The 24,058-nt window shown below is 67.1% G+C and carries 22 protein-coding genes; 8 read left to right on the forward strand and 14 right to left on the reverse strand.

Translation table 11 applies throughout. From position 1 onward, the window contains the following. Positions 1-136: 136 nt before the first annotated feature. Positions 137-991, forward strand: coding sequence for a DUF6159 family protein (locus HBF26_RS08945; RefSeq protein ID WP_167125151.1), 855 nt, complete (start codon positions 137-139; stop codon positions 989-991). 64 nt (positions 992-1,055) lie between these two features. On the opposite strand, the gene HBF26_RS08950 is transcribed toward HBF26_RS08945, so the two are convergent. Both HBF26_RS08950 and HBF26_RS08955 read right to left on the reverse strand, forming a co-directional pair. Then, positions 1,056-1,793: a pteridine reductase gene (locus HBF26_RS08950; RefSeq protein WP_167125153.1), complete on the reverse strand. Its 738-nt coding sequence runs from the start codon at positions 1,791-1,793 to the stop codon at positions 1,056-1,058. A gap of 67 nt (positions 1,794-1,860) precedes the next feature. After that, positions 1,861-2,748: a hypothetical protein gene (locus HBF26_RS08955; protein WP_240151256.1), complete on the reverse strand. Its 888-nt coding sequence runs from the start codon at positions 2,746-2,748 to the stop codon at positions 1,861-1,863. A gap of 149 nt (positions 2,749-2,897) precedes the next feature. Between HBF26_RS08955 and HBF26_RS08960 the strand changes: the two genes are divergently transcribed. Together HBF26_RS08960 and HBF26_RS08965 are read left to right on the forward strand one after the other, a co-directional pair. Beyond that, complete coding sequence (locus HBF26_RS08960; protein ID WP_167125155.1) at positions 2,898-5,006, forward strand: TonB-dependent receptor; 2,109 nt, start codon at positions 2,898-2,900, stop codon at positions 5,004-5,006. Between the two features lie 220 nt (positions 5,007-5,226). After that, positions 5,227-6,420, forward strand: a complete 1,194-nt coding sequence (locus tag HBF26_RS08965) for a class I SAM-dependent methyltransferase (RefSeq protein ID WP_167125158.1) — start codon at positions 5,227-5,229, stop codon at positions 6,418-6,420. 29 nt (positions 6,421-6,449) lie between these two features. On the opposite strand, the gene HBF26_RS08970 is transcribed toward HBF26_RS08965, so the two are convergent. From HBF26_RS08970 to HBF26_RS08980, 3 genes are read right to left on the reverse strand one after another with little or no spacing between them, the layout of a single operon-like run. Further along, positions 6,450-7,679: a multifunctional CCA addition/repair protein gene (locus tag HBF26_RS08970; RefSeq protein WP_167125160.1), complete on the reverse strand. Its 1,230-nt coding sequence runs from the start codon at positions 7,677-7,679 to the stop codon at positions 6,450-6,452. Between the two features lie 3 nt (positions 7,680-7,682). Continuing rightward, complete coding sequence (locus HBF26_RS08975) at positions 7,683-8,621, reverse strand: complex I NDUFA9 subunit family protein (RefSeq protein ID WP_167125162.1); 939 nt, start codon at positions 8,619-8,621, stop codon at positions 7,683-7,685. 40 nt (positions 8,622-8,661) lie between these two features. Then, positions 8,662-10,761 (reverse strand): transglycosylase SLT domain-containing protein, encoded by a 2,100-nt coding sequence (locus tag HBF26_RS08980; protein ID WP_240151257.1) that lies wholly within the window; start codon positions 10,759-10,761, stop codon positions 8,662-8,664. Between the two features lie 147 nt (positions 10,762-10,908). Between HBF26_RS08980 and HBF26_RS08985 the strand changes: the two genes are divergently transcribed. Continuing rightward, positions 10,909-12,540, forward strand: a complete 1,632-nt coding sequence (locus HBF26_RS08985; RefSeq protein ID WP_167125164.1) for a glycoside hydrolase family 17 protein — start codon at positions 10,909-10,911, stop codon at positions 12,538-12,540. Between the two features lie 77 nt (positions 12,541-12,617). On the opposite strand, the gene HBF26_RS08990 is transcribed toward HBF26_RS08985, so the two are convergent. The 5 genes from HBF26_RS08990 to HBF26_RS09010 all read right to left on the reverse strand — a co-directional run bounded on the left by HBF26_RS08990 (position 12,618) and on the right by HBF26_RS09010 (position 16,365). Further along, the gene (locus HBF26_RS08990) at positions 12,618-13,028 is read right to left on the reverse strand and encodes a hypothetical protein (RefSeq protein WP_167125166.1); all 411 of its coding nucleotides are present in this window, start codon (positions 13,026-13,028) and stop codon (positions 12,618-12,620) included. Further along, positions 13,025-13,855 (reverse strand): endonuclease/exonuclease/phosphatase family protein, encoded by an 831-nt coding sequence (locus HBF26_RS08995; protein ID WP_167125168.1) that lies wholly within the window; start codon positions 13,853-13,855, stop codon positions 13,025-13,027. The genes HBF26_RS08990 and HBF26_RS08995 overlap by 4 nt, the downstream gene beginning before the upstream one ends. Positions 13,856-13,940: 85 nt before the next feature. Beyond that, positions 13,941-14,588, reverse strand: a complete 648-nt coding sequence (locus HBF26_RS09000) for a thiol:disulfide interchange protein DsbA/DsbL (RefSeq protein ID WP_167125170.1) — start codon at positions 14,586-14,588, stop codon at positions 13,941-13,943. Positions 14,589-14,618: 30 nt separating this feature from the next. Continuing rightward, entirely contained in the window at positions 14,619-15,518 is a 900-nt protein-coding gene (locus HBF26_RS09005; RefSeq protein WP_167125173.1) for a thiol:disulfide interchange protein DsbA/DsbL, read from the reverse strand. A gap of 82 nt (positions 15,519-15,600) precedes the next feature. Then, a complete protein-coding gene (locus HBF26_RS09010; RefSeq protein WP_425482986.1) occupies positions 15,601-16,365 on the reverse strand; it encodes a c-type cytochrome in 765 nt (254 codons plus the stop codon). 222 nt (positions 16,366-16,587) lie between these two features. On the opposite strand from HBF26_RS09010, the gene yihA reads away from it, so the two are divergent. Then, positions 16,588-17,232: a ribosome biogenesis GTP-binding protein YihA/YsxC gene (gene yihA / locus HBF26_RS09015; protein ID WP_167125177.1), complete on the forward strand. Its 645-nt coding sequence runs from the start codon at positions 16,588-16,590 to the stop codon at positions 17,230-17,232. Positions 17,233-17,333: 101 nt separating this feature from the next. Here the strand turns inward: yihA and msrC are convergent, their stop codons facing one another. Continuing rightward, the gene (gene msrC, locus HBF26_RS09020; RefSeq protein WP_167028471.1) at positions 17,334-17,822 is read right to left on the reverse strand and encodes a free L-methionine (R)-S-oxide reductase MsrC; all 489 of its coding nucleotides are present in this window, start codon (positions 17,820-17,822) and stop codon (positions 17,334-17,336) included. Positions 17,823-17,896: 74 nt separating this feature from the next. Here msrC and bioD point away from each other — a divergent pair, with 74 nt between their 5' ends. The 3 genes from bioD (at position 17,897) to dcp (ending at position 21,218) form a co-directional block, all read left to right on the forward strand. After that, on the forward strand, positions 17,897-18,571 hold the full coding sequence (bioD, locus tag HBF26_RS09025; protein ID WP_167125179.1) for a dethiobiotin synthase: 675 nt from the start codon (positions 17,897-17,899) through the stop codon (positions 18,569-18,571). 37 nt (positions 18,572-18,608) lie between these two features. After that, a complete protein-coding gene (locus HBF26_RS09030) occupies positions 18,609-18,944 on the forward strand; it encodes a hypothetical protein (protein ID WP_167125181.1) in 336 nt (111 codons plus the stop codon). Positions 18,945-19,028: 84 nt separating this feature from the next. Then, a complete protein-coding gene (gene dcp, locus HBF26_RS09035) occupies positions 19,029-21,218 on the forward strand; it encodes a peptidyl-dipeptidase Dcp (RefSeq protein WP_167125183.1) in 2,190 nt (729 codons plus the stop codon). 101 nt (positions 21,219-21,319) lie between these two features. On the opposite strand, the gene HBF26_RS09040 is transcribed toward dcp, so the two are convergent. The 3 genes from HBF26_RS09040 to HBF26_RS09050 form a co-directional block, all read right to left on the reverse strand. Next, positions 21,320-21,841 (reverse strand): hypothetical protein, encoded by a 522-nt coding sequence (locus HBF26_RS09040; protein ID WP_167125185.1) that lies wholly within the window; start codon positions 21,839-21,841, stop codon positions 21,320-21,322. A gap of 187 nt (positions 21,842-22,028) precedes the next feature. Continuing rightward, positions 22,029-22,964, reverse strand: a complete 936-nt coding sequence (locus HBF26_RS09045; protein WP_338039651.1) for a 2OG-Fe(II) oxygenase — start codon at positions 22,962-22,964, stop codon at positions 22,029-22,031. A 479-nt stretch (positions 22,965-23,443) separates the two neighbouring features. Further along, complete coding sequence (locus HBF26_RS09050) at positions 23,444-23,737, reverse strand: hypothetical protein (RefSeq protein ID WP_167125190.1); 294 nt, start codon at positions 23,735-23,737, stop codon at positions 23,444-23,446. Positions 23,738-24,058 lie beyond the last annotated feature (321 nt).

Raw genomic sequence — 24,058 nt, forward strand, 5'->3', positions numbered from 1 at the left:
AGCGGCGATGGGTGCTCGCGATCGTGCCCGCTACGCGGGATCGCCGGCGCAGCCGGCTCCCACATTCAGGCAACTGGCGGGCCACCGACCAAGATGCTACAACGCGTCCGACATCGGACCATGGGGAAACAAGGAAATGGGTAAGTTCGCACGCAGTTGGGCGCTGATGAAAGCCAGTGCCAACATCCTTCGCCAGGACAAGGAGCTGATGCTCTTTCCTCTGCTGGCGGGTTTCGCATCGTTGCTGGTGATCGCCACCTTCGCGTGGCCGGTCTGGACCTTGTTCGCCCACCATCAGGCGGATTTCGAAGGCCAGCGCCAGCACGTCTCGCCGTTGTTCATGCTGGTGAGCTTCCTGTTCTATTTCGTGCAGTACGGCGTGGTGATCTTCTTCAACGTCGCTCTGGCTTCGGCTGCGCTCATCCGTCTGGACGGTGGCAATCCCACACTCGGCGACGGCATCCGCACGGCAATGGGCAAGCTGCCCAACATCATCGGCTACGCGCTCATCGCGGCCACGGTCGGCATGATCCTGCGCGCCCTGCAGGAACGCCTCGGTTTCGTCGGACGCATCGTCGCGGGCTTCCTCGGCTTCGGCTGGACGGTGGCGACGTTCCTGGTGGTGCCGGTGCTCGCCGCGCAGGACGTGGGCCCGGTCGATGCCGTGAAGCGCAGCACCTCGCTGCTCAAGCAGACCTGGGGCGAGAACCTGATCGGCAATGCCGGCATCGGCGTTGCGGGCGGTATCCTCACCTTCTGCCTGATCTTCGCCAGCGGCGTGCTCTTCTTCGCCGCCGCGGCGACGCACTCCGTGGCGCTGATGGTCATCGTCGGTGTCGTGGCGGTGATCGCGCTGATGGCCCTCAGCCTGTTCCAGACGGCGATGCACGGGGTGTATTCGGCCGCGCTCTACCGCTTTGCGGAGGAAGGCGATCCGGGCCAGGGCTTCGACCGCGCACTGCTCGAATCGGCATTCCGTCCGAAGAACTGAAACACCGCTCCAGGGGAACACCGGAACCGTCGGCGTGCGGGCTCGCACGCCGACGGGGCCGCGATCAGATCGTCAATGCGCGACCGCCGTCCACGCGGACGATCTGGCCTGTCGTGTAGCGCGCGTCCAGCAACAGCCAGCGAACGGCCTCGGCGACGTCCTCGGGTTCGCCCTTGCGTCCGAGCGGCGTTTTCGCGATCAGGCTTTCCGCCGCTTCCTCCGGCTTGCCCGAGGCGGGCCACAGGATGGCGCCGGGCGCGACGGCGTTGACGCGCACCTCGGGTGCCAGTTCCTTCGCCAGCGACAGGGTCAGCATGGCGAGCGCGGCCTTGGCCATCGAATACACGGTGTGCCCGGCGAGCGGCCGTTCCGCATAGATGTCGACGATGCTCACGATAGCGCCGCCGGCCTCCCGCAGGGCCGGCGCCGCGGCCTGGGCAAGAAAGAACGGCGCCCGCGCGTTGGCCGAGAACAGGTCGTCCCAGTGCGCCGATGTCGTCTCGCCGATGCGCGTGGGGTAGAAGGCCGAGGCATTGTTCACCAGCCCGTCCAACCGGCCGAAGCGTTGCACCACCGCCTCGATCAGGGGGTGAAGTGTCGTATCGTCGTCGAGCGCCGCCGGGAACGTGGCCACGCTGCCCGCACGCACCGCATCGAGTTCGCGCGCGAGCGCTTCGGCGTCGGAACCGGAATGGCGGTAGTGGATGGCGACCGAACAGCCCGCCGCATGCAGGCGCCGGACGATGGCGGCACCGACACGGCGGGCACCGCCGGTGACGAGGACGACCGGGGACGGATTCACGGCAAGCTCCTTTTCGCAACGCGCACGAGCTTGCCGCAAACGGTGCCGCGCGTCACGTCGCGGCCACTCAACCTGCCTTGCGTCGCGTCCCGGCTTTCTTCACGGCCGCGGCAGGTGCGACAGCTTTCGTCGCCTTCTTGCGCGCCACGGTCTTCTTGGTGGCCGACTTCTTGGGCGCCGTCTTCTTTACGGCCTTCCTGGCCGTGGTCGATCGTCCCTTCGTCGTCGCTCTGGCCTTCGGAGCCGACGCGCCTTCCGCGGCGCGCGCGTGCCCGCCGCCCGACGCCTTAGCCGCGGCGTGCCTCTTTCCGGCCGCGGGCGCATCGCCATCGTCGACGTGCACGTCGCCGCTGAAGAGGTCGATCGCGGTTTTCGCCACCTGTCCGGTGTCGTAGTACGCATAGGCACCGACACCTAGCGCGCCGACGATCGGCAGCCAGCGCGAGACGCCCTTGCCGACCGCACGCTTGGACACGCTGACACCGATGCGGCCCGCCAGGCGCTGCAATACGCCGGTGGCGGCAGTGCGGAACACGAGGCGGTCGCCGACGCGAATGGCCACGTCACGGAAGGCCTGGGCGGCGGTGTGCCGGAACAGGCACCAGAGCATCTGTTCGCGTCCGAGCGTCGCGGTCTTCCCGTATGCGGCGGCGATGTCGCTGACCATCTGGCCCTGGATGCGCCAGATCGCCACCAGTTCGGGGAGCACCGTCAGCCAGCCCAGCGGGCCGGGCGGCAAGGCGAGCGACCCTGCTGTGATCGCCGCCTTGTTGGCCGCGGCGCTGGCCAGCTGCCGGCACGTTTCCTCGGCGGAGCCCTTGCCGGCGCGGGGCACGTCGCTGTCCGGGATGCGGCTGACGAATTCGAGGATTGCCTTCGCGACGGGACTGTCGCCGCGGTCGGCCGTGACGGGAACGATCTCCTTCGATGTCGAAGCCGGATCGCGTTTTGCCATGTCGTTACTCCGGATGCGAATGCGTGGACATGGTCGCCGCCGCGGCGTGATTCGTCCATGAAGCACCGGACGTGTCGAGGGCGAAAGCGGGACGAAAGCTTCGCCCCCCAGACTAATTGATACGTTATAACATTTTACGAAGTGAGCCCATGACTCCTGTTCGCCTCGCGTCCTGTATCGCCCTCGCACTCCTGGCCGCCGCCGCCCATGCCGACGACGCCCCGCCGCAGAAAGCCACCAACCTCGGCGAGGTCGACGTCACCGCCCGGCTGGACGAGGCGCGCAACAGTCTGTCGCCCGATACCGGCAGCAGCCAGTACGTGATGGACCGCCAGACCATCCAGGCCCTGCCGCTGGGAGATTCCACGCCGCTGAACCAGGTGATCCTCCAGGCGCCGGGCGTGGTGCAGGACTCTTACGGCCAGCTGCACGTGCGCGGCGACCACGCCAACCTGCAGTACCGCATCGACGGCGTGCTCATCCCGGAAAGCATCGGCGGCTTCGGCCAGACCCTGGATGCGCGGACGATCCAGAACGTGAAGCTGCTCGACGGCGCCTTGCCCGCGCAGTACGGCGACCGCACGGCGGCCGTGGTGGACATCACTACCCGCACGCCCTCGAAGGACGGTATCGGTGGCAGCGTGGGCGTGACGGGCGGCCAGTTCGGTACGCTGAATCCGAACGCCACGCTGTTCGGGCGCAGCGGCGCCTGGAGCTGGTTCCTCACCGCCAACTATCTCGAGAACGACGTCGGCATCGAAAACCCGACGGCAAGCCGCAAGCCGATCCACGACCATACGAACCAGGTGAAGGCGTTCGGCGATGTCTCCTACCTGATCAATGCCGATACGCGCCTCAGCTTCCTCTTCGGGGTGACGAACAACCGCTTCGAGATCCCGAACAACCCGGGCCAGGAACCGACGTTCGGGTATCTCGACGTGACGAACTTCGATTCGGCGCAGTTGAACGAGCGCCAGCAGGAAAAAACGCGCTTCGGCGTCCTCAGCCTGCAGGGCAAGCTCGGCGGCACCGCCTACCAGGTGTCTGCCGGACAGCGGTACAGCGGTCTGCACTTCACGCCGGACGACATCGGCGACCTGATGTTCAACGGCGTCGCCTCCGATGTGCGCCGCGCCAACCGGGCGAGCACGTTGCAAGCCGATTTCGCGACTCCGCTGGGCGACAGTCATACGTTGCGCTACGGCATGTACGCATCGTTCGAACGCGCGAGCGCGACCAACGATGCGCTCGTCTTCCCCGCGGACGCCGACGGCAACCAGACATCGACCACGCCATTGTCCATCGTGGATGCCAGCCGCATTCTCGCGCGCACCTACGCGCTCTACCTGCAGGACGAGTGGAGCATCGGCGATAAGTGGACGGTGAACTATGGCGTCCGCGCCGATCGCTACGACGCCTTCCGTCCCGAGAGCCAGCTCAGCCCGCGTGTGGGTCTGGTCTATCAGCCCACGGACAGCACGACGATCCATGCCGGCTATTCGCGCTACTTCACGCCGCCCGCGTCGGAGATGATCAGCCCGACGTCCATCGCGAAATTCGCGGGCACCACCAATGCGTTGCCGGACAACGGCAACGATACGCCGCTGGCCGAGCGTTCCAGCTACTACGACGTGGGCATCTCGCAGAAGCTGGGCAGCGCGTGGACCGTGGGTCTCGACAGCTACAAGCGCAACGTGTCGCGCATCCAGGACGAGGGCCAGTTCGGCACCGCACTGGTGTACTCCACGTTCAATTACGACCAGGGCAAGGTGAAGGGCGACGAGTTCACGCTGAACTACGACGGCGGCGCGCTCACCGCGTACTTCAACTTCGCGTACAACCGTTCCGTGGGCAAGCGCATCATCACGGGCCAGTACAACTTCAACCCCGACGACCTTGCGTATATCCAGGATCATTTCATCCACCTGGACCACGACCAGAAATACACCTCGTCGGGTGGCATCAGTTACGCGATCGACGACGACACGCGCATCGGAGCGGACTACCTCTTCGGCTCGGGCCTGCGCCGCGACGGTCTCGTGCCGAACGGCGACACGATGCCGGCGTATTTCCAGATGAACTTCAGCGTCTCGCACGACTTCCACCTCACCCCGGCGGGCGCCACGCATACGCAGCTGGCGCTGGTGAACGCGTTCGACCGCACCTACGAACTCCGCGACGGTTCGGGCATCGGCGTTGGCGCGCCCCAGTTCGGACCGCGCCGCGGGGTGTTCCTGTCCCTGCAGCAGGATTTCTAGACCGCCGCCGGGAGGGGCCCGGTACTTCTGCGAGATGGCGGGCTGTGTGTGGGAGCCGCTTCAGCGGCGATGGGTGCTCGCGGCACGCATGCCCGCTGCCGCGGGATCGCCGGCGTAGCCGGCTCCCACAGGAGCTGAGGCCAGACCCTTATCGGTGGCGCTTGACGCCGTGCGCGCCACGATCCGTTATCCTGCGGGTTCGATCTCGAACACGCACGGCATGAACCCGAAACTCCCCGAACCCGCCGCCGACGAGCGCGCCCACTCCGACCACCTCGCGGCCCTCCTTCGCGAGGAAATCGCGGCCCAGGGGCCGATGCCGTTCTCGCGCTTCATGGAGCGCTGTCTCTACGCCCCCGGCCTCGGTTATTACAGCGCCGGCAAGGCCAAGTTCGGCACCGAGGGCGACTTCGTCACGGCTCCCGAGCTGGGCACGCTCTTCGCGCGGTGTGTCGCGCGCGCCTTCGAACCGGTGCTGGCCTCGTTGGGTCCGCAGGCCGACTTCCTGGAGCTTGGCGGCGGTACCGGCGCCTTCGCCGAAGCCGCGTTGCTGGCGCTCGACGTCGCCGGCCGTGCACCGCGCCGTTTCATGATCCTGGAACCGAGTGCCGACCTGCGCGAGCGCCAGCGCGAGCGTCTTCGCGAAGCACTGCCGCCTTCCCTGTTCGCCCGCGTGACATGGCTCGACGGCCCGCTCGAAACGCCGTGGGACGGCGTGCTGTTCGCGAACGAAGTCATCGACGCCTTGCCCACCACACGCTTCACCACCCGCGACGGCGAGGTGTACGAGGAACACGTGGTACTCGACGGCGAAGGGAGGTTCGTCCGCAGCGACCGGCCTGCCGACAGTCTGGTGGGCGGCGCGGTGCGCCATGTCGAGCGCGACCTCGGCCGCGAGTTCGAGGCGGGATATCGCAGCGAGATCCTGCCGCAGCTGCCGTACTGGGTGCAGGCGGTGGCGGGCACGCTTCAGCACGGCGCCATGATCTTCGCCGACTACGGTTATACGCGCGGGGAGTTCTACCTTCCCGAGCGCACGGACGGCACGTTGCGCGCGTTCTATCGTCACCGCACGCACGCCGACCCGTTCCTGTTGCCGGGCCTGCAGGACCTCACCGCGTCCGTGGATTTCACTGCCCTTGCCGAAGCGGGCAACAGCGCGGGCTTCGGCGTGGCGGCCTACATGCCGCAGGCGCAGTTCCTTCTCGCCTCGGGCATGCAGGAATTCTTCGAGAGCGATTACTTCGCCCTCGACGACGAGGCGGCCCGTTACCGGCTGGCGCAGGAGGTGAAGAAACTCACGCTGCCCGAAGAGATGGGCGAGCGCTTCCAGGTGATGATGTTCGCCAAGGGCATCGACGCCGCGGCGCTGCCGGCGGGCGTGATGGCGGCGGACCAGGGGTCGCGGTTGTAGCTTTCGCCGGCTCCCACACAAAACCGAGGTTACGGAGCAGGTTTGGCCACCGAGGCGATGGCCTTCATCTGCGCCTTCTTCATGGCCTCCCCAATCGCCGGCCCTTCGAGGCCTTGCTCCACGAAGGGCCGTGACACGACCGAAGCGGCGGCGTCGCGACACGCGCGCAGGAAATCGGCTTGCGGGTAAGCGGCGTCTTCACTGCCCAGCCGGCCGCGCTTGTCGGCCATGCAGGCGAGCAGGAATGTTTCGAGACGCTCGGGGCGGCGCAGGGCACCGAGGCCTTCCAGCAGGCGCAGGATCGTCGACGGTTTCAGCTCAAGTGCCATGTGCGCGTTCAGGTGGTGCTTGCACACCATCTCCGCCATGAACGCGTAGTCCCCCGGCACCTTCAGCCGCGCCGACATGGCTCGCACGGGTTCGACGCCGCGCTGCTCATGCATGATGTGCCGTGGCAGGACGTCCTGCGGCGTGAGCGCCTTCCCCAGGTCGTGCGTGAGCGCGCACCATCCGACCAGCGCATCGCCGGGCGCGAGTCGCGCCGCGGCATCGACCACCAGTTCCACATGCACACCCGTGTCCACCTCGGGGTGGAACTCCGGCCGCTGCGGCACGCCGTACAACGCCTCCACTTCCGGAAACAGGACGCGCAGCGCGTCGCTCTCGCGGAGCACACGCAGGAACGCGGATGGCATGGGCTCGGCGAGCGCCTTGCGCGTTTCCGCCCACACGCGTTCGGGAACCAGGTGGTCGATCTCGCCCTCGTCCACCATGCGCCGCATGAGGGCCATGGTCTCGTCGGCGACGGTGAAGCCCAGAGGTGCGTAACGCGCCGCGAAGCGCGCGACGCGCAGCAGCCGCACCGGGTCTTCGACGAACGCGTCGGATACATGCCGCAGCGTGCGGGTTTCGATATCGCGCACACCGCCGAAAGGATCGACCAGGGTGCCGTCCTCGCGTTGCGCGATGGCATTGATGGTGAGGTCGCGGCGTTCCAGGTCCTGCTCCACCGTGACCGACGGATCGGCATGGAACGCGAAGCCGTGATAGCCACGCCCCGTTTTCCGCTCGGTGCGCGCAAGCGCGTATTCCTCCTTGGTCTGGCCGTGGAGAAACACGGGGAAATCCTTGCCCACAGGCCGGTAGCCGGCGTCGAGCATGTCCTCGGGCGTGGCACCCACCACCACCCAGTCGCGGTCGGTCACTGGGCGTCCGAGCAGTCTGTCGCGGACGGCGCCGCCCACCAGGTAGATATCCATGCGTCAGGGCCGGCGTCGTGCACGCGCCGCGTCGAGACGTTGCTGGCGCACGGACGGTCCGAGCAGGCGCGGCAACCACGCGGAAAGCCGCTGCGGCTGGATGCCGAGTTGTGCCAGGCCGTCGGTGTGGCCGACGGAGTCGGTGAGCAGCGAGCGGAAGTTGTCGGGAGTGAACGGCTTGCCGGGCACGAACTGCGCCACCTGTGCCTGCACGCGTCCCAGCATGTCGGGCATGGGGAGCACGGCCCGGCGGCGGCCCCGCGCATCGCGGATGGCACGCACGATGTCGATCAGCGTCCAGGTTTCGGGGCCGTAGAGCTCGTAGGTGCGCAGCAGGGATGCGTCGTCGGACACGCAGCGTGCGATCGCCTCCGCGACGTCGCCGACGTACACGGGTGCCATCTTCGCTCCAGGGCGGGGCAGCGGCACCACCGGCGACATGCGTAGCAGGCTGTCGAAGCGCGAGACGAGTCCATCCCCGGGGCCGAAGATCGTGCTTGCCTCGTAGATGGTCCAGTCGAGCGTGGACGCCTTCACCAGTGCTTCCGCTTCGCCTCGCGAGCGCAGGTAACGGGAGGTCCCCTTGCCCGCCTGCAGCGAACTCATCAGGTGCAGTCGATGCACGCCGCTATCGACGCAGGCTTCCACCACCAGCCGGGCGAGATCGACGTGCGCGCGCTGGAACGTGTTGCGGCCACTTTCGTTGAGGATACCGACGAGGTGGATGACCGCATCTGCGCCGGCGAGGTATCGACGCAGCGTGGGCGGATCGTAGATATCGGCAGTGGCCACCGTGACGTGGCGGCCCACCGTGCGCTGTTTGTGAACTTCCCGGTTGCGGGACAGCAGCAGGAGGCGATGCCCATCGGCGGCGAGCCGAGGCACGAGAACGCCGCCGAGGAACCCGGTGCCGCCGAGGATGACGATGCGTTGCGACTTCATCCGCGAAGCGTAGGCTGCTTACCTTGCGCCGCCAAGCCCGTCACTGGCGCGGCTCGTCCGGGCTGGGCGCGGATGAGGCGGCGGCGGGTGCCGGTTCGACGACGGCCGGCGGGGAGGGCGGCGTGGGCTTCGCCACGGCGGGCGAGGGGCAACTCACGGGCCTGCGCACCGCGCCGCTCGTCGGCAAGGCATAGGCGCTGCCGATCGGCGTCATGCGGCTGGTGAGCGAAAGCGCATTGCCGTTGAGTCGCCAGTCGTAGATCACCGCGAACGCCATCACGCGAGCTACGTACTCGCGGGTCTCCTTGAACGGAATGCTGGCAACGAAGAGGTCCGGCGCCAGCCCGCCCCGCGCGGCCACCCATTGGTCGACCCTGTTCGGGCCGGCGTTGTAGGCAGCGCTGGCGAGCCAGGGGGCGCCGCTGTATCGCGCCGCCATCTGCGCGAGGTACCGCGTGCCCAGCACGATGTTCGTCGCCGGCTCGTACAGGCTTTCGCCGCCGCTCCAGGCAAGGCCGTTGCGTCGTGCCACCAGTTCGGCCGTGCTCGGCAGCAGCTGCATCAGGCCGCGCGCGTCGGCGCCGGAACGCGCGTCGCTCATCCAGGCGCTCTCGGCGCGGATGATGGCGTACGCCCACGGTGCCTCGATGCCCGCCTGGCTCGACTGCTCCACCACGCCGTCCTGCCGCGCCAGCGGGAAACGCTGTTCGTAGAGGCGCAGCGCGTCGCCGGACGAGAGTCCGAATACGGCACGGTCGTACCAGCCCTTGCGGAAGGCGAGGTCGGCGGCCAGCCGCCGGGTGTCGCTGTCGCGGCCGGACAGCGCGGCGGCCCACTCCCGCCGGGCGAACTTCTGCAAGCCCACGGCGTAGAGTTCGAAGGCGCGATCGAGCCCCGGATCCGAAAGGAGCGCGGCTTCGCGGGTCTCGTCCGTGGCCATGCTGGCAGGGCAGATGGCATAGGCGGCGTTCACGCGGTCGGCGGCCAGGAAGCCGAAGTACGTGGCTTCCTCGGCCACCGAGCGGAAGAGCGCCTGTGCTTCCGACTGGCGGCCGAGCTTCTGGAGCACCACGGCCCGGAAGTAGCGCCACTCGCCATCGTCCTTCTGCGCTTCGCTCAGGGCATCGAGCGCGGTCAGCGCGGCTGCCCAGTCTTCCCGCGCGAGCGCCACGCGCACACGCCATTCCCGGGTGGCATCGGTTTGCGCACCCGGGGCGAGAGCGGCCAGACGGCTGAGTGCCGATTCGTCGAAATCCGTGGCATGGAACAGCGCCAGGGCGTTCTCCACGGCGCCGCGCTGTTGCTCGCTGAGCGTGAAGCGTGGCCCGAGCGACTGCCAGGCGGCATCCGCCGCAGTGGACTGCTTGCGCGCCATGCGTTGCAGGGCCAGCGTCAGTGCCTGCCGGTGACGTGGCGTATCGGGCCACTCCGAGGCGTCGCGCAGGGCGCCGGCCGGGTCGTTGAGCGCCTGTGCGATGCGTTTGCCCGCGGGGGCATCCGACGGCGGCAGCCACGGAGCGAGAGAAGCCACCGTGCCGCCCTTGCCGGCTTCGGCCGCTGTCTGGATGCGCGCCCACAGCCGATCCGCCGTCAGCAGGCCCTGGTCGTGCGCTGCGGCGATGACCGGGTCGCAGGCATTGGGCAGGTTCGGTTTCTTCCACAGGTCGGCGAGGTCGCGCTCGAACACCAGGGGCTCGTTGCGCGACAGCTTCGCCTGCAATGCGAAACAACTCAGGCTGTCCCCCAGGCCCGGTTGGTACATCGCGCTGAAGGTGGTCCAGTCCTTGCGGCGCGCCAGTTCGCCGAGGAAATCGCGACGGAGGTCCGCGGCGGGAATCAGCCCCGGATACCTGGTGAGATAGGCCTCAACGCGCGCGCGATCGAGCGTGCGCAGATCGTGTTCGAGCGCGGCGGCTTCCAGATAGGGAAACAACACGTACTGCTCCAGGCCCGCGGCCTGCGCGCGCCATGCGTCGCCGCCTTGCTGCGCGGCGGCGTACGCCTGGCGGAAACGGGCGCGCTCGGCATCCGTGCCCGCCGCCATCGCAGCGGTGGCCAGAAATCCGGTGGCGGCGAGGGCGATGCAGGCCAGGGTACGGAGGGAGCGGGCGGCGCGTCGCGATGCCGGAGCAGCCATCATCGGGGTTCCTTCACGAAAACATGTCGGTCCATTGTAGGGAAGAGCTTGCGCAAGTCGGATGAACGAAGGGCTTTGGGGGGGATTCGCCCTCGACGGCGCCGCCCGCTAAGCTTGCGGCGCTTTCCCCTTGCTTCCGATTGGAACGGCATGACGCTCCACACCTCGTACGCGCGGCTTGCGCGACCGCTAGCATGGATCGTCCTGGTGCTCGCCGCCGTCTTCGGTGCCGGCTACTGGTGGTCGCTCGGCCGCCCGGTGCCCTTGCCGGATTCGCCGACCACCAGGATCGCCTGCGTATCGTATGCACCGTTCCGCTTCGCCGGCGAGACGCCCTTCGATCCGCATGCCTTCGTGTCGCCCGAGCGCATCGATGCGGACCTCAAGGACCTGTCCACCCGTTTCGACTGTGTGCGCACGTATTCAATGGGGCAAGGGCTCGGCGCGGTGCCCGAGATCGCCGGCCGCTACGGCATGAAGGTGCTGATGGGCGTGTGGCTCGGGCGCGATCCCGCCGCGAACGAGCGGGAGATGCAGCTCGCGCTGGCCTCCGCGAAGAAACACGCCGCCAACCTGCGTGGCATCGTCGTGGGCAATGAGGTGCTGCTGCGCGGCGAACTGACCGAGAAGGCGCTTGCGGGCTACATCGCGCGTATGAACGCGGCCACCGATGTGCCGGTCACCTATGCGGACGTGTGGGAGTTCTGGCAGGCCCATCCTGCGCTCGCCAAGGTCACCGATTACGTCACGATCCATATCCTTCCCTATTGGGAAGACGAGCCGGTGGCCCCGGCGCAGGCCGTTCGGCATGTCGCGGACGTCTACCAGCGCATGAAGGCAGAGTTCCCGGGCAAGGCGGTGATGATCGGCGAGACGGGCTGGCCGAGCCAGGGCCGCACGCGTCGGCAGGCCAGCGCCAGTCTGGTGAACGAGGCGCGCTACATGCGCCAGTTCCTCAACTACGCCGCGACCGTCGACATGCCCTACAACGTGATCGAAGCCTTCGATCAGCCCTGGAAGCGCGACCTGGAAGGCACGGTGGGCGGCTATTGGGGCATTTTCGACGTGCAGGGGAGGCCGAAGTTCGCCATGACCGGTCCGGTGGTCGAAGAGCCGCGCTGGGCGTGGGCCCTGGGCGCAGGCGGGGTGCTGGCGATCGTCTTCGTCGGTGCCGGTGCGTTCCGCCGTCGCTGGCGCGGCGCGGCGGGGTGGGCATCCCTGGCGTTAGCCGGTTTCGCGACCGGAACGGCGCTCGCCGCGCACGCCCGGCTGCTGGAATTCGCTTGCCGCAACCGGCTGGAATGGGCCGTGGGAATCGCCGTCGGAGTCGCCGGGGCCTGCACCGCGCTGTCGCTGGCGCGCGCCATCGCATCGCGCCTGGCGGCGCCCGTGAATACCGCGGACGTCGCGCCGACGCCTACGGAGCGGCGCCTCCTGGGCATCGCATGGACCGACCGCTTCACGCCACAGCGCTTCTTCTGGATGTTCGTCCTGGCGCTCTACGGCATCCTCATGGTCTTCAACGGCCGCTACCGCGATTTCCCCATTGGACTGTTCGCGATGCCGGCGGTCGCGTTCCTCGTGCTTGCCCTGCTGCGCACGCGCGAAGACCCGCTGAAGCCCCTGTTGGAAGAGCGGCTGCTCGCGGTCTGGCTCGTGTTGCTGGGGGGCGCGGTCGTGGTGCAGGAAGTGGGCGCAAGCGCCGTCGCATGGGGATGGCTGCTGCTGAACGTCGCCATGGCGTTGCCGGTGCTGCTGGCCTGGCGTCGAGCTAGAGCATAGCGTCGTCCAGGACATAGCGTTGCCCAGAACATGCAGCTTTGTGTGGGAGCCGCTTCAGCGGCGATGGGTGCTCGCCGCTACCTTCCCGCTGCCGCTGCCGCGGGATCGCGATCGCCGCTGAAGCGGCTCCCACCGGACGACTGCACGCGCACCAGGCGCAGCGTGCCCACGAGCAGCGCGAGCGCACCGCCCTCGTAGCAATACAGTTGCAGCGCGACGGCGCCGAGGCACACGGCCAGCACGGCAGCGAACGTGCTCCGCCAGAACACCGCCAGCAGCGCGGCAAGTACCGCCGCGTAGCCGTAGCCATATGAAAGAAAGCCCTGTACGACGAGGTCGCGTGTGGCGCACCACCACGGCCCGGTCTGCACCTCGCACGCGTGCGCGATATGCGGGGGCTCGACAAACCCATAGCGCACGACGCTCGCCGCCAGCGCCACGCCGACGATGACGGCCCAGGGCAGGGCGGTTCGGAAAATGGATTTCATGTGCGTGGAGCGGCCTCGTCCGTGGTTGCCGCGCCGGCGGCCTGCGCCAGGGACAGCGGCAGGCGGATTTCGGCGGCGAGAGGCAGATGATCGGAGAAGGCGCGGGGCAATGTCCACATTCGATCGAGCTTGATGTCGGCGGACGTGAGAATGTGGTCGAGTGCGCGGCGCGGCTTCCAGCTCGGGAACGTGGGCGTCGCCACCGAGGGCGGCTGTAGCGCCGTTCGTGAGAAGAGGTGCCGCATCTCGGTGCTGCTGGGCTCGGTGTTCAGATCGCCCATGAGCACGGCGTGCGGGTAGGGCGCGAGCAGTTCTCCGATGAAAGCCAACTGCCCCATGCGGGCGGCGGCACCGAGCGAGAGATGGGCGATGACGATTACCAATGCTTCCGTGCCTTCGCCGAAACGCACGAACAGTGCGCCTCGCCCCTTGATGCGGCCGGGCAGCGGGTAGTCGATGACTTCGGTGGGTTCGATACGGCTGAGCAATCCGTTCGCCGAGTGCGCCACGCGTGCCATGGGCCGATTCGGCTGGTGGCTCCAGTACGGCATGCCGGCGGCTTCGGCGATGTAGCGCGTCTGGTTGAGGAAGCCCGAGCGCAGGCTGCCGGCGTCTGCCTCCTGGAGGCCCACGACGTCGAATTCGTGGAGCAGTTCCGCCAGCGAATCGAGGTTCGCCAGTTTCGACCGGCCGGGCAGCACGGCATTGACGCTGCGGGTGACATAGTCGCTGTAACGCTGGACACTCGCGCCGGCCAGGATGTTGCAGCTCAACAGGCGCAGCGTGCGTTCCGGAGCGGTGAGGATGTTCGGCGTGGCGAGCGTCATGGGTGCTGCGTCTGTTCTCGGCTGGCCCGGGAGGCCAGAGGATGCCCCCCGCCATGTGAACGGAGGGCATCGGTCGGGGGGCGGATTACTTCCCGCCCTTCAGTTCCTTGTCCACCAGGTACTTGGCGACGCCGTTGAGTTCGTCGAAGTCCTTGATCTGGGCGCTGCGATACTTGCCGTTCACCACGAGGGTGGGCGTGCCGTCGATGCCCCAGCCCTGGATCAGCTTGCCGTCGGCGAGGATGCGCTGGCGGATACCGTCGTCCTTGGTGGCCAACGCCACGAACTTCGCCTTGTCGACGCCGTAGTTCGTGGCATACCAGTCGGCAAGCTCGTCGATGGTATGGATCGGATAGTGGTCCGTATGGATCGCCTTGAACAAGGCGGCATGGGCCTTCTGCGCGACACCGAGCTTCTGCGCCGCGTAGTAGGCCTGCGCATAGGGCAGCCAGGCGTCGTTGAACGCTGCGGGCACGACGCGGAACGTGACGCCCTTGGGCAGCTGCTTCTGCAGCGCCTCCGCATACGATTCGTAGTGTGCGCAGTGAATGCAGCCGTACGAGAACACCTCGACGACTTCCACCTTGCCGTCCTTCGGATCGAGGCGCTGCGGCGTGGTGGTGGCCACGTACTGCTGGCCTTCGGTATAGGTGGCCGCGCCATCGGCGGGACGCGCGCTGCACGCGGCAGTCAGCGCGAGGCCGACGAAGAGGAGCGAAAGACGCTTGAACATGGATATCTCCGGCTTAGGGTCGAATCGCGGTCACTTGCCCGCGGCTTCCTTGGTGATGAGCCACTGGGTGAGTTCCACGGCCTGCGGGTAACCGCCGGCACTGTTCGGGGTGAGGCGGTACTTGCCGTTCACCACGATCGTGGGCGTGCTATCGACCTCATAGGCGCGGATCAGTTCATCGGCGCGCTTCATCTTCGTGTTGATGGTGAAGGAGTTGGCGGTGGCGACGAATTCGTCGGGCTTGACGCCGAACTTCGCATAGAACTTGGCGACATCGTCGATCGTGGGCCACGCAGCGGGCGGCTTAGGCCGGCCGGCCTTCTGGTCCATGATGCCGAGCTCGCCGCTCTTGAAGACGGCGTCGAACATGGCGTCGTGGCTCTTCTGGTCGACGCCGAACGCCTGCGCCGTGAGGTAGGCGCGCTGCAGCAGAGGCCAGTTTTCGTCGGGGCGGAACGACGCCGGCGTATAGGTCATCACGGTGCCCTTGGGCAGGCTCTTCGCCAGTTCGTCCACGATGCCGTGGAACTGGAAGCAGGCCGGGCAGCCGTACGAGAAGACCTCGGTGACCTCGATCTTGCCCGGGGTGCTCGTCGGCTGGGCGGGATCGATGCGGAAGTAGTGCTTGCCTTCCACCCACTTGCCGTCGTCGACGAAGGGCTTCGGCGCGGGGCGCTTGTCGTCGGCATCGGCCGTCGGGGCGGACACGGCCGGAGCTGCCGCGGTGCCGGTCGCCGCGGGTGCGGCTGTCGCTGCGGTGGATGCGGCGGCGGGGGCTGTGGCGGTCGTCGCCGGCTGCGCGGGGGCGGCCGGCGCGGTCGTGGCGGTGGACGCCGCGGCCGGGGCGTTCGCCGCGGTGTCGCTGTTGCCGCCGCTGCAGGCGGCGAGGCCGATCAGAGCGGCGCAGAGGAGGGGAAGGCGCATACGCATGAGGGGTCCTTTTCTTACCTTCTTAAACAGGAACGGGCCCGAAGGCCCGTTCGATTTCAGACTGCCCTTAACTTTAACGCCTTCAGGGCGTGGCCGGCGCGGCGGCGGCCGGTTCGTTCGTGTGCAGGCCTTCGAGATAGCTCGCCACGGCGGCGATGTCCTTCTCGTCGAGCTTCTGCGCGATGCCGGCCATGATCTTGGTGTGCGGATCGTCGCTCTGCGTGCCGTTGTCGTGCCAGGCCTTCAGGCGTGCCTCGACGTACTTCGCGTGCTGGCTGGTGACCTGCGGGTAGTGCGCGCCCGGGTTGCCGCGGCCGTCCGGGCCGTGACAGGCCATGCAGGCCGGAATGCCGCGATCGACATCGCCCTGGCGGTACAGGGTCTGGCCCTGGTCGACCAGCGCCTGATCGGCCACGCCGGGCAGGGATGTCTTGGTGGCGAAGTACGCGCCGAGGTCATGCATGTCCTGTTCGGACAGCGGCTGCGCGAAGCCCATCATGATCGGGTTCATGCGCTTGCCCGACTTGAAGGCGGCCAGCTGCGCGGCGATGTACTGCTCGTTCTGACCGGCGAGGCGCGGGTACTGCGGATCGGTGGAGTTGCCGTCCATGCCATGGCAGGCGCCACAGACGGCGGCCTTGCCCTGACCGGCGGTAGCGTCGCCGGGCTTCAGCGCGGCGGTGGCTTCGGCACCGGCCGGCGCGGTGGGGGTCTCGGCCTTCGGCATGCCCGGCGTGGCCGGATCCGTGGCCGCGTTCGCGCCGGGCTTGGCTTCGGCGGTGGCGGCGGGAGCCGGCGCGGATGCCGGCTTCGCGGGGGCGGCGGTCTGGGCCGCGGCTGCATTCATGACGAGCAACGCGGTGATGGCAGCGGCGGCGTGCCGAAACTTCATAAGTCTCTCCAAAGGGGAACCTTCCGGACCGGGGCGCGTTCCCTGCCGCGCCTCAACCAAAAGATTATGGCGGGCGCGAGAGAGCCCGGTCAAACCGCGCCGGCAGGCGCGCCGCGACCCGATCGCATACACTCCCGGACCTTCGTTATCGACGTACCCCAGGCGCTTTACGTACCCATGTCTTCGAATCCCCTGAACGGCGCGCGCTTCGTCCTGGCTGCGCATGAAATCACCCAGCTTCCCTACGACCAGGGGGCGGAGGTGGCCTTCGCGGGGCGGTCGAACGCCGGCAAGTCCAGTGCGCTGAATGCGCTGACGGGGCACAACGGCCTGGCGCGTACCTCGAAGACGCCGGGCCGCACGCAGCTCATGGTGGTGTTCGATCTGCCGCCGCTGAAGGTGGAGGGCGCCGCGCCGCTCGATGCGCGCCTCGTCGATCTTCCCGGCTACGGCTACGCCAAGGTGCCCGAAGCGATGCGCCAGCACTGGCGGGGCGAGATCGACGCGTATCTGAAGATGCGCCGAAGCCTCCGTGGCATCGTCCTGATCGTGGATATCCGCCACGAACTGAAGGATTTCGACCGCACGATGCTCGAATTCTGCGCGGCCACCGAGCTGCCGTGCCATGTGCTGATGACGAAGGCCGACAAGGTGTCGCGCGGCCAGGCGTCGGCCGCGCTGGAGGCCCTTCGCAAGGACTTCCGCAAGAACGGCGTGCCCGGCACGGCGCAGATCTTCTCTTCCACGGCGAAAACCGGCGTGGAAGAGGCGCGCGCGCGAATCATGGAACTCCTGGCGACCCCGCGGCCCCACGAGTTGTAGACGCGAATCTGTGGGAGCCGGCTATGCCGGCGATCCCGCGGCAGCGGGCAACCTTGCTGCAAGCACCATCGCCGCTGAAGCGGCTCCCACACAGGGCCAGGTCAGCCCAGCGTGGCCATGAACACCCGGCACAGCGCCTCCATCCCCTTGCGGTCTTCGTCGTCGAAGCGCGCCACGGAGGGGCTGTCCACGTCCCATACCCCGAAAAGGGTGCCGTCGGCCTTGACCAGCGGCACCACGATTTCCGAATTCGATGCGGCATCGCAGGCGATGTGTCCGGCGAACTCGTGCACGTCGCGCACCACCTGGGTCTGGCGCGTCTGCGCCGCCGTGCCGCACACACCGCGGCCGAGCGCGATGCGGATGCAGGCCGGCTTGCCCTGGAACGGTCCGACGACGAGCTCGTTCCCGTCGAACAGATAGAAGCCCGCCCAGTTCAGATCCGGCACGGCGTCGTAGACCAGGGCGGCGAAGTTGGCGGCATTGGCGATGGCGTTCGGTTCGCCGTGCATCAGGCCCTCCGCCTGCTGGACCAGCTCGGCGTACAGGGCGGCCTTGTCGTCGGTGGCGATGGCCTTGGCTTCGAACATGGCGGTACCGGTGCGATTCGTGGACAGAAGCCGTGTATGGTGCCACGTCCCCGCTTCCGCAAGGCCGCCTATCCATGCCCAGGCACCTCTTCGTCGCCGGTACCGACACCGGCATCGGCAAAACCCACGGCGCGCAGGCGCTCGTGCATGCGTTCCGACTGGCCGGGGAGCGCGTGGCCGGCATGAAACCCGTGGCCAGCGGTTCGGCGCGGGCCGGTGGTGGCGGCTTGCGTAATCAGGACGCGCTCGACCTGCAGGCGGCGAGCCTGCCGCCGCCCGACTACGCCCTGGTCAATCCGATCGCCCTGGAGGAAGCGGTGGCGCCGCACCTTGCCGCCGCCCGCTCGGGCGTCCGGATCGCGTGGCCGCCCCTGGACGCCGCGTTCCAGGCGCTGACCCACGACTACGAGCGCGTGGTGGTGGAAGGCGTGGGCGGGTGGATGGTTCCGCTGGGCGACGGCATGTCGATGGAAGACATGCCCCGGCGCTGGGACCTCGACGTGGTCCTGGTGGTCGGCATCCGGCTCGGCTGCATCAGCCATGCGCGACTCACGGCGCGGGCCATCGAGGCGGACGGATGCCGCCTCGCGGGGTGGATCGCGAACGTGCTGGAGCCGACCATGCCGCTGCTGGAGGAAAACATCGCCACGCTGCGCGAATGCCTGCCCGCACCGTGCCTCGGCGTGCTGCCATACCGCGTCGCACCCGCCTCCGCGGCCGTGCTGCTCGACGTCGCGTCGCTCGCCTGACGGCCCCTTCACACCAACCCGCTTAACTAGTTCACCCATGACGACCTACTTTCTCTCCGTCAAGGACATGGAAAAAGCGAAGGGCCCGGACCCCGAGCTTTCCTTCGAGGGCATCGGCCCGGACAAGCTCGCCGCCGACATCGCTGCCGCGATGCGGGACGATGCGCTTTTCCAGCGCTGGCGCGCCAAGCAACCCGAACCCGACGAGGTCGACCCGTCCCTGGGCGTCACCGACGCGGGCGCCTCGGCCAGGGGCGAGCTTTCCAACGGGCGTACCGACGTGCAGCTCACGACGTCGCTGCCGATGCGCATCGTGAAGCATCGCCTCAACCTGCTGATCGGATCGAGCTGGGAGCTTCGCGACACGCGGTGAGCGCAGGCCTGACCTGTGGCGGTTGTCCCGGGCCGGCGCGGGCCGCTAGAGTCGGTGCCTTTCACCGCTCAAGGGGACACGCCCGTGCCGAAGCTCCGCCTGCTCGCGATCGCCACGTCGATCGCACTCACCGCTGCCTGCTCGTCGTCCAACGACGCCGAAAAGGCCGCACCGGCCCCGGCCGCCCCCGGCACCGCTCCTGCGGCGCCGGCCAGCGCCCCCACCGCACAGGCTTCGCACGTGAATCCGCTGCTGACCCAGAGCACGCTTCCCTTCCAGGCCCCGCCGTTCGACAAGATCGTCGATGCCGACTTCCAGCCGGCGATCGAAGAAGGCATGAAGCAGCAGATCGCCGAGATCGAAGCGATCGCCAACTCGTCCGACGAGCCCACCTTCGAGAACACCATCGTCGCGATGGAGAAGTCGGGCACGCTGCTCAAGCGGGCGGAAGCGGTGTTCAGCGCACTCACCGGTGCGAACACGAACGACACGCTGCAGAAGGTCGAGGAAGAGGAATCGCCGAAGCTCGCCGCGCACAGCGATGCGATCTACCTCAATGACAAACTGTTCAAGCGCGTGGAAACGCTGTACGACAAGCGCGATTCGCTGAACCTCGATCCGGAATCCGCACGGCTGCTGGAGGTGACGTACAAGGATTTCGTGCATGCGGGCGCGAAGCTCTCGCAGGCGGACAAGGACAAGCTGAAGGCGATCAACAAGGAGGAGTCGACCCTCAGCACGAAGTTCACCAACCAGCTGCTCGCGGCCACCAAGGCCGGTGCCCTCGTGGTCGACGATCCGAAGGCGCTCGACGGCATGTCCGAGGGCGACATCCAGGCCGCCGCGCTGGCGGCGAAGGACCGCAAGCTCGACGGCAAGTACGTCGTCACCCTGCAGAACACCACGCAGCAGCCAGCGCTGCAGGCGCTCAACGACCGGGCCACGCGCGAGAAGCTGTTCAAGGCGTCGTGGGAGCGTGCGGAACACGGCGACGCCAACGATACCCGTGAGATCGTTACCCGCATCGCCCAGCTGCGCGCGGATCGCGCGAAGCTCCTCGGATTCCCGAATTACGCCGCCTGGAAGCTCGACGACCAGATGGCGAAGACCCCCGATGCCGCCGAGAAATTCATGGAGCGCCTCGCACCCGCGGCGATCGCGCGCGCGAAGGCCGAGTCGGCGGACATCCAGAAGGCGATCGACGAAGAGAAGGGCGGATTCCAGGTACAGGCCTGGGACTGGGACCACTACGCGGAGAAGGTGCGCAAGGCTAAGTACGACCTCGACGAGTCGCAGATCAAGCCGTACTTCGAACTCGACAACGTGCTGCAGAACGGCGTTTTCTATGCCGCCAACCAGCTTTACGGCATCACGTTCAAGGAGCGCAAGGACATCCCGACGTGGCAGCCCGACATGCGCGTCTTCGAAGTGTTCGACAAGGACGGCACGTCCATGGCCCTGTTCTATTGCGACTACTTCAAGCGCGATAACAAGGGCGGTGGCGCGTGGATGAGCAACCTCGTCGACCAGTCGAAGCTGCTCGGCACGAAGCCGGTTGTGTACAACGTCACGAACTTCACCAAGCCCGCGGCCGGACAGCCGGCCTTGCTCTCGTTCGACGACGTGACCACGATGTTCCACGAGTTCGGGCACGCGCTGCATGGCATGTTCGCCAACTCGCAGTATCCGTCGCTCTCCGGCACCAACACCGCGCGCGACTTCGTGGAATTCCCGTCGCAGTTCAACGAACAGTGGGCCACCGATCCGAAGGTGTTCGCCAACTACGCCAAGCACTACCAGACCGGCGAACCCATGCCGGCCGAACTCGTGGCCAAGATCAAGAAGGCGAAGAGCTTCAACCAGGGCTATGCGATGAGCGAGCTGATCTCCGCCGCGCTCCTCGACATGCGCTGGCACATGCTGCCCGCCGGCGGCCCGAAGCAGGACGTGGACGCGTTCGAGGCCAATGCGCTGAAGCAGGCAGGGTTCACCCTGCCGCAGGTGCCGCCGCGCTATCGCTCCAGCTACTTCCAGCACATCTGGGGCAACGGCTACGCGGCGGGCTACTACGCTTACCTGTGGACGCAGATGCTCGATTCCGATGCGTTCGAGTGGTTCAAGGAGCACGGCGGACTCACCCGCGAGAACGGCCAGATCTTCCGCGACAAGATCCTCTCGCGCGGCAACACCGAGGAACTCGGCAAGCTCTATCGCGATTTCCGCGGCAAGGATCCGAGCATCGAACCGATGCTGAAGGATCGCGGCCTGAAGTAGGAGCGCGTCCTGCGCGCGACAGTTTTTCGCCGAACCTTGGAGCTGGCGCGCCAGCTAGAGGTGCGTTGCGAAGGCTGTCGCGCGCAGGCGCACTCCCGCCATCAAGGCTCCAGGTGAATATGGCTGAGCCTGAGGTTCCCCCCGCGCCACACGATGCCCTGCACTTCGTCGAGCGCGGGCGCGTGGTAATCGATGGTGTGGCGGAGCCGGCTGCCCTCCTGGCTGCGCAGTGGCTTGGGCCGGTGCAGGGTGAAGGCCTGCACTTCCGTCAGCGTGGTGTGCCGTAGCAGGCCGATATGCGCGTCCGCCGTCCGGTCCTCCACTTCGACCTGGAAGGACACGTGCTGGTAAGCGTGGCGAAACAGAAGCTTGCACGCGCTGCGCAGCCGGGGCTTGCCTTCGTGCACGGCGGTAAGCGCAAGTCCGTCGTCGTCGTCGACGATCAACAGCGGTTCTTCGCCGGTGACGACGAGAATTTCGCCGAGGTCGTGCGTCTTGTTTGCCGCCAGCGTGCGTGTGGCGGCGTGGGCGAACGTCTCGTTGTAAGGAGCCGTCGCGGCGGCGCCCTTGCTGCCGGGCAGCGCGGAAAGGCCGTCCTTTCCGGATCGTGGTTCCATGGTCATGTCGCACCTTCCTTCCGTGGGTATCGCTCGTTGCCAGCATAGGCGATGCGGTTCCTTCCGCCAGCGATATGAGAAAGCCCCTTCGCGCGAAAGGGAAGGGGCTTGGCTTGGCGGTGCCGTAAATGCGCCGCGTTTGCCGGTTGCCGCTATTCTTCGGCCGGCGCGCGAATACGGCAGCGCGGGGCGATCACCGCGAGGCTGAAATGCGTCGGCGGTAGCGTACGTACAGGCGCTTCATCAGATAGAGGATGTGGCCCGCGAATCCCTTGTCCTGAGCCTGGAGAAGGCGTCCGTTCTCTTCGTACAGATTCTTCATGTGCGAATCCCGCACCGAGATCAGCTCGCGCAAGGTGGCCACATCGGATTCGGTCAGCGTATGGCCGGCACTGAAGTGTTCCGGAAGCTGCCGGTTGACGTAATGCGTGGTGTGCCGCGCTGCCGTTTCCTCGGCCGGGCGGTCCTTGGTGTAGAAATACAACGCAATGGATTTTCGCGACAGATCCGGCCTGTCGGCGGGCAACCGGATCGGATCGAAACCGTGCCAGCTCGATTCCGTGGTTTCGAAGATGACGCAGCGATTGAACAGCGGCGTCACGCGCACGGACGGCTGAGGGTCGGCGTAGGGATCGCGGTACAGCTCCAGGAGGCCGCCCCAATCCGCCTGCCATTCCCTGTTGAGATAGACAATGAGATTGAGCCGGCGATGCCAGCGCTCGCTCGGATGGTAGTTGAAGTCGATGTGGGCACTGAGTGGTTGCCCATTGCGATTCTCGTGAGTGCCGCCGCCAAGGTAGAAGGGGTCGTACAGGAGTCCCTCTATGCCGGTGATCCGCCCGATGTAGGCAAGGAACTCAGGTGTCTGGATAACCTCGTCGAGCCGGCGATAGGCCGGCCCCAGCTGCGGCATGGCGTCGACGGTCGACTTGCCACCCGGGCGGCCGTCGTCACCGATGTAATTCCCGTTCTCGAACGCGGGAAATTCGCGCAGCAATTCGTCGGCGAACGCGGATTCCAGGAAGTCGTCGATGACCACATGACGAAACGGCTGCGCTTCGGCGAACGCGCGTGCGTGGCTCCCTTCGCTCTGACGGACCGAGGGACTGACGATGGCTTCGTAACTCACTTGGAAGGTTCCGCTCCTGGATGCTTTTGACATTGTAGAGCTTGATGAATGCTCTTCGCTGGATACTTTGCGGGCTCGGCTTTGCCATCGGGTTGGCGCTCGTATGTGGCGGCGGGAGCCCTCGGCTGTCGCCCTCGGCGCTACGCTGCGGTGTCGCTTGGGAAAGGAGGGCCGCTTCGCGGCCAGTGTCTGATGGCTTACGCCCCGGCGCGCACAGACGGTCGGCGGGGTTTTCCGACTCGACATCCATGTCTCGGCGGAAAAGGCCGGCCGTCCTGGCCGGCCCCCTGCGGGCCTCCTCCGCCGACCGTCCTCACCTCCGCTACCCGCGCCGAGGGCGACAGCCGAGGGCTCCTCCGGACACCGTATTGTGCAAGGAAAGCCAGCGCGTTCTTGTCGACGGCGGGACTTTGTTATTTATTTTTCGTTCGTCAGCCTTTTCTTCGGGAGCACCGAGCGCAGTAGATATTCCCGCCTTCTCACTTGCGCTCCTCCTGCGACAACCGCTCGTACTCATCCCATTCCTTCATTTGTTCCGGGTAGTTGTTTCGCTCCTTCTCGCAATATGCGTCGAGCTTCGAAAGTGTTTCCTTGTCGGCACATCTAAAGAACGCGCCGATCGCGCAAATCGGTATCAGAGGCGATGGTTTGCTACCCGTGGAGACGATTCCACTGAGGTACGCAGCAATCCAGTGGAAGTGCCAGAAGCAAAGCATCGATAACGGGATGGCCGGCGTCACGCTGTGGGCGTGGAACCTAACGAAGAACGACAAGGCGTTTGCCGTTGGACGCCCGGTCAGGCCAGCTCGCGCTTTCCTCTCAAGCTAACTCAGCGCCACGAAGAGCCCTCGGCCGTTCCCCTCGGCGCGGGTAGCGGAGGTGAGGGCGGTTGGCGGATAAGGCCCGAAGGGGGCCGGCCAGGATGGCCGGCCTTTTCCGCCGAGACAGGGATGTCGAGTCGGAAAACCCCGCCGACCGTCCGTGCGCGCCGGGGCGCAAGCCATAGGACATGGGCCACGCAGTGGCCCTCTTTGCCCAAGCGACACCGCAGCGTAGCGCTGAGGGGAGCGACCGAGGGCTCCCGCCGCCACGCC

It is taken from the genome of Luteibacter jiangsuensis, from assembly GCF_011742555.1.
Lineage (GTDB): Bacteria > Pseudomonadota > Gammaproteobacteria > Xanthomonadales > Rhodanobacteraceae > Luteibacter > Luteibacter jiangsuensis.

Excerpts from the sequence above, each read along its gene's own strand:
- HBF26_RS08945 (WP_167125151.1), top strand. The coding sequence starts at position 137 with ATGGGTAAGTTCGCACGCAGTTGGGCGCTGATGAAAGCCAGTGCCAAC.
- HBF26_RS08955 (WP_240151256.1), bottom strand. The coding sequence starts at position 2,748 with ATGGCAAAACGCGATCCGGCTTCGACATCGAAGGAGATCGTTCCCGTC.
- HBF26_RS08960 (WP_167125155.1), top strand. The coding sequence starts at position 2,898 with ATGACTCCTGTTCGCCTCGCGTCCTGTATCGCCCTCGCACTCCTGGCC.
- HBF26_RS08965 (WP_167125158.1), top strand. The coding sequence starts at position 5,227 with ATGAACCCGAAACTCCCCGAACCCGCCGCCGACGAGCGCGCCCACTCC.
- HBF26_RS08970 (WP_167125160.1), bottom strand. The coding sequence starts at position 7,679 with ATGGATATCTACCTGGTGGGCGGCGCCGTCCGCGACAGACTGCTCGGA.
- HBF26_RS08975 (WP_167125162.1), bottom strand. The coding sequence starts at position 8,621 with ATGAAGTCGCAACGCATCGTCATCCTCGGCGGCACCGGGTTCCTCGGC.
- HBF26_RS08980 (WP_240151257.1), bottom strand. The coding sequence starts at position 10,761 with ATGATGGCTGCTCCGGCATCGCGACGCGCCGCCCGCTCCCTCCGTACC.
- HBF26_RS08985 (WP_167125164.1), top strand. The coding sequence starts at position 10,909 with ATGACGCTCCACACCTCGTACGCGCGGCTTGCGCGACCGCTAGCATGG.
- HBF26_RS08990 (WP_167125166.1), bottom strand. The coding sequence starts at position 13,028 with ATGAAATCCATTTTCCGAACCGCCCTGCCCTGGGCCGTCATCGTCGGC.
- HBF26_RS08995 (WP_167125168.1), bottom strand. The coding sequence starts at position 13,855 with ATGACGCTCGCCACGCCGAACATCCTCACCGCTCCGGAACGCACGCTG.
- HBF26_RS09000 (WP_167125170.1), bottom strand. The coding sequence starts at position 14,588 with ATGTTCAAGCGTCTTTCGCTCCTCTTCGTCGGCCTCGCGCTGACTGCC.
- HBF26_RS09005 (WP_167125173.1), bottom strand. The coding sequence starts at position 15,518 with ATGCGTATGCGCCTTCCCCTCCTCTGCGCCGCTCTGATCGGCCTCGCC.
- HBF26_RS09010 (WP_425482986.1), bottom strand. The coding sequence starts at position 16,365 with ATGAATGCAGCCGCGGCCCAGACCGCCGCCCCCGCGAAGCCGGCATCC.
- yihA (WP_167125177.1), top strand. The coding sequence starts at position 16,588 with ATGTCTTCGAATCCCCTGAACGGCGCGCGCTTCGTCCTGGCTGCGCAT.
- msrC (WP_167028471.1), bottom strand. The coding sequence starts at position 17,822 with ATGTTCGAAGCCAAGGCCATCGCCACCGACGACAAGGCCGCCCTGTAC.
- bioD (WP_167125179.1), top strand. The coding sequence starts at position 17,897 with ATGCCCAGGCACCTCTTCGTCGCCGGTACCGACACCGGCATCGGCAAA.
- HBF26_RS09030 (WP_167125181.1), top strand. The coding sequence starts at position 18,609 with ATGACGACCTACTTTCTCTCCGTCAAGGACATGGAAAAAGCGAAGGGC.
- HBF26_RS09040 (WP_167125185.1), bottom strand. The coding sequence starts at position 21,841 with ATGACCATGGAACCACGATCCGGAAAGGACGGCCTTTCCGCGCTGCCC.